Source organism: Terriglobales bacterium (assembly GCA_035624475.1).
Classification (GTDB): Bacteria; Acidobacteriota; Terriglobia; order Terriglobales; family Acidobacteriaceae; genus DASPRL01.
Window position 1 is genome coordinate 1 of the sequence record DASPRL010000295.1, and the last position, 3,699, is coordinate 3,699.

5 protein-coding genes and 1 tRNA gene are annotated in these 3,699 nt (G+C 67.2%); all 6 read left to right on the plus strand.

The genetic code is table 11. The features are described from left to right. Nucleotides 1-281: 281 nt before the first annotated feature. Entirely contained in the window at nt 282-581 is a 300-nt protein-coding gene (locus tag VEG08_11735) for a hypothetical protein (GenBank protein HXZ28655.1), read from the plus strand. A gap of 4 nt (nt 582-585) precedes the next feature. Further along, the gene (locus VEG08_11740) at nt 586-1,332 is read left to right on the plus strand and encodes a Crp/Fnr family transcriptional regulator (protein HXZ28656.1); all 747 of its coding nucleotides are present in this window, start codon (nt 586-588) and stop codon (nt 1,330-1,332) included. Nucleotides 1,333-1,366: 34 nt separating this feature from the next. Beyond that, entirely contained in the window at nt 1,367-1,810 is a 444-nt protein-coding gene (locus VEG08_11745) for a hypothetical protein (GenBank protein HXZ28657.1), read from the plus strand. 59 nt (nt 1,811-1,869) lie between these two features. Beyond that, nucleotides 1,870-1,944: transfer RNA gene (locus tag VEG08_11750), tRNA-Gly, on the plus strand. A 117-nt stretch (nt 1,945-2,061) separates the two neighbouring features. Then, entirely contained in the window at nt 2,062-3,462 is a 1,401-nt protein-coding gene (locus VEG08_11755; protein ID HXZ28658.1) for a hypothetical protein, read from the plus strand. Between the two features lie 24 nt (nt 3,463-3,486). Then, nucleotides 3,487-3,633 (plus strand): hypothetical protein, encoded by a 147-nt coding sequence (locus tag VEG08_11760; protein HXZ28659.1) that lies wholly within the window; start codon nt 3,487-3,489, stop codon nt 3,631-3,633. Nucleotides 3,634-3,699 lie beyond the last annotated feature (66 nt).

Genomic DNA, 3,699 nt, shown 5'->3' on the forward strand with positions numbered 1-3,699 from the left:
GTGCGCTGTACTCAAGCGCTCTTTCCTTGAAGCGCACCTCGGGATGCGATGCGGAGCCTGCTGTAGCGGGCCGACGCGCCGAAAAGATCAACACCCCGTGCGCCTGCTGTCGGCGGGCCGACAGCGTGTCAGCGGGCTGGCACCGGCCTCCGTCACCGGCTCCGGCGCCTCCCCCCGCCACCCACCGCAACCCTCTCTGCCAGAACACCTTACGGCCAGTTGTGCGCTTGGTCACAGTTGGCTTGTGACATGCACTAACGGAGGAGCGAAGGTGCTATCCCATGCTCAAGATCACGGTCCAGACCGAAGGCAACAAGACGCTGCTCAAGCTCGATGGCAAGATCACGGGCCCCTGGGTCAAGGAACTGGAAGGCTGCTGGCAGATGCTGCGCCGGGTGCAGGGCCGCCAGAAGATGGTGGTGGACCTGGCCGACGTCAGCTTCATCAATCCCGCCGGCAGCCAGCTCTTGGAGCGCATGCACCAGGAAGGGGCGGAACTTCTGGGCGAAGGACCGCTGACGCGCTCCATCGTAGAAGAGATCGAAGGCCGCGCGACCGCGGCCCAAGGAAAGGTGGGGTAAGACTATGGCAACGGCTCGTTCACCGTACGGCATGGCCATCGCAGAGAGCTGTCAGAACTGCGAGAACCGCAACGGCGACTATTTTTGCAGCTTCTCCACTCCCGCGCTGCGGGTCTTCGAGAAGCTCTCGTTCACCTCGACCTTCCCCAAGGGGGCGGTCATCTTCGTGGAAGAGCAGGCGGCGCGCGGCATCTTCGTGCTGTGCCGCGGCCGGGTCAAGCTCTCGGTCAACTCCGCCGACGGCAAGACCCTGATCGTGCGCATCGCCGAGCCCGGCGAGGTGCTGGGGCTGAGTTCGACCGTGCTGCACAAGCCCTACCAGGTCACGGCCGAGACCCTGGAGCCCTGCCAGCTCAAGTTCGTGCGCGCCGAGGACTTCCTCAACTTCCTGCAGAAGGACGCCGACGTCTGCTTCCGCGTGGCCCAGCAGTTGAGCGAGGAGTACAACCAGGCCTGCCGCGAGATCGGCTCGCTGGGCCTCTCGCACTCGGCGGCGGAGCGGCTGGCCAGCCTGCTGCTGGATTGGGACGCCTCCAACGGCAACGGCAGCAAGCAGCCCGTCCGCCTCACCCTCACCCACGAGGAGATGGCGCAGATGATCGGCACCAGCCGCGAGACTGTCACCCGCCTGCTGGGCAAGTTCAAGGAGCGGCAGCTCATCCAGTTGCGCGGCTCCTCGCTGCTCATCCGCAACGCGCCGCAGTTGCAGGCGCTGGCCGCCGATTCGCGCGGCCTGGGAGTGGAGAAGTGATGCTGGGGAGCCGGCCAGGCCGGGAGGTGCTGCCATGACGAGAGCCCGCTATCGCTGCGAGATCTGTGGCGCGCGCCAGGAGGAGGGAGCCGGGTGGTTCCTGGTGCGCTCCGAAGGCGGGCGCGACCAGGTCAGCGTGCTGCGCTGGGAGGCGGGCCGCGCCCGCGAGGCCGGCATGCACTCGGTGTGCTCCGCCGACCACGCCCGCGAGTTGGTCGCCCGCTGGGTGTTCTCCGGAACGCTGTGTTGCGGCGCCCAGGGGGCGCGCTGGCATTTGGATCTCCCTATCCTGGCGGCGCCTCCGTCGTGCGCCAGCGACATGACGCCCGCGGAGCCGAGCGACATGGACCTCTCCCGCCTGGAGAACGCCGACTCCGAGACCCTGCTGGGCATCCTGGAAGCGGTCGAGGTCGCCCTCCAGGACAAGTGGGAGGAACTCGACCACGACGACGAGGAAGTCCTGCTCTACGACGCCTAGCCTCCGGCGATTGCACCGAATCGCCGCCCAGTGATACTCTCGCTGTGTCGCTCCGCCGGGCGGGCTTAGTTCAGCGGTAGAACGCCAGCTTCCCAAGCTGGATGTCACCGGTTCGATCCCGGTAGCCCGCTCCAAGCTCGTCACGCGCGCTGGGCCGGCGCTCGCGCCGCGTTGACAGCGGCCGATTCTGGAGTATCGTATGACACCCCCAATTCAGGATGGCTCCGGCTCGCGGCCGCGCGGGAGGAAGCATGAAGCTGGCAACTCGCTGTGCCCTGATCGTCCTGTTGTCGTTTTCCACCCTGGCGTTCGCCGACCAGTGGGAGATCGTCCCGCAGCCCGACCCGCGCGTCCCCTTCGGCAGGCTCTCGGTAGTAGGCGGCGCCACCGGCCCTGACGGCGTCCGCTTCGTGGTCAACAATCTGGACATCCTGTCACCCATGCAGGTGACGCTGGCGGCCGCCGACCCCCGCAAGCCCCTGCAACTCTCCAGCTTCAAGGACGGGATGGCGCAGCCGCTGGTGCAGAGCCCCACCGACTCCAGCGGCCTGCTGACCGTGCGCTTCCGCACCGCCGACTCGGTGCGCTTCCAGGTGACCGGGGAGGCGGGCGCGCAGTACCAATTGATGACCTGGATCTCGCCGCCGGTCCAGACTCCGACCCCCGACGCCTTCGTCGCGGTGACCTCTTACCCGGCCGCGCCGCCGGTGGTAACCCGCACGGCGGCTCCGGCCGCGCCCAGCGCGCCTGTCTCCGCGGCCACGCAGGCCGCGCCCCCCGCCAGCCCCTGGAGCCTTCCCGTCATGATTTTGCTGGGAGGCATCCTGCTGGCGCTCATCGTGATCATCGTGCTGCTCTTCCGCGGGCAGCGGAAGGGAGCCGCCATCGTGTTGCTGGTGCTGGGCCTGGGGGCGCGCTCCACCCCGGCGCAGCAAGCACAAACTACGCCCGCCATGATCCCGCGCAACGTCCCGCCGGCCGACACCTGGAAGCAGACCAACGAGGCCCTGCAGAAGCTGCGCGAGAAGCTGGAGCAGTTGGAGAAGGCCGGAATCAAGGGCGAGCCCGAGGCCCTCAAGTTCGGCGGCTTCGGCGGGGAAGGGAGCTTCGATCCCTCCAAGACGGCGGGCTCCGCCGTCACCGGGGTCAAGCTGCTGCTGGACTTCATGGAGGAGTTCGGGCTCATCGATCCGCGCGAGGCCGCGGTGCAGCCCAACTACAATCCCCCGGGACAGCCGCTGCTGCCCTCGCGCTGCTATCACAACCCGCAGTGCGGCGCCTGCTTCGCCGACGCCCAGAAGAAGCTGGACAAATCGCGCCAGCTCCTGGAGGACATGTACGTCATCTACAAGCAGACGGAGCTGAAGACGGGGCGCATCCTGGAATTGGCGGACGCGGCCGCCGGCCTCAGCCCTTACGCCAAGCTGGCCTGGACGGTGCAGAAATCCAATCCCAACGAGCCCATGAACCAGGCGCGGCAGCACTTCTACGACGTCTACGACGGCGACCTGACCAAGCTGCTGGCCATGAGCAACGAGGCGCTCATCGCCATCGGCGACTGCGAGCGCCAGAACTTCGGCGACTACGACTGGTACAACCGCTACGGCATGGTCTACTACAACTTCCAGCGCGACCGCTACACGCGGAAGTAGCGCTTTCCCGGGGGCAGGATGGGGATGAAGTCGCGAGTGGTCCTGCTGGCGGCCGCTTGGTTGTATGCGACCTGCGCCCAGGCGCAGAACGCGCCGCCGGACAAGAACGTGCTCGCCTTCTCCAACGGCGGGGTCGTGGTGGAGTGGTCCGACGAATACAGCTCCGGCTAAGGCACTTTGAACCTGCTGGACGGCGACCTGGAGTCGATCTGGTCGTCTGCCGCCGCCACGCCGTTT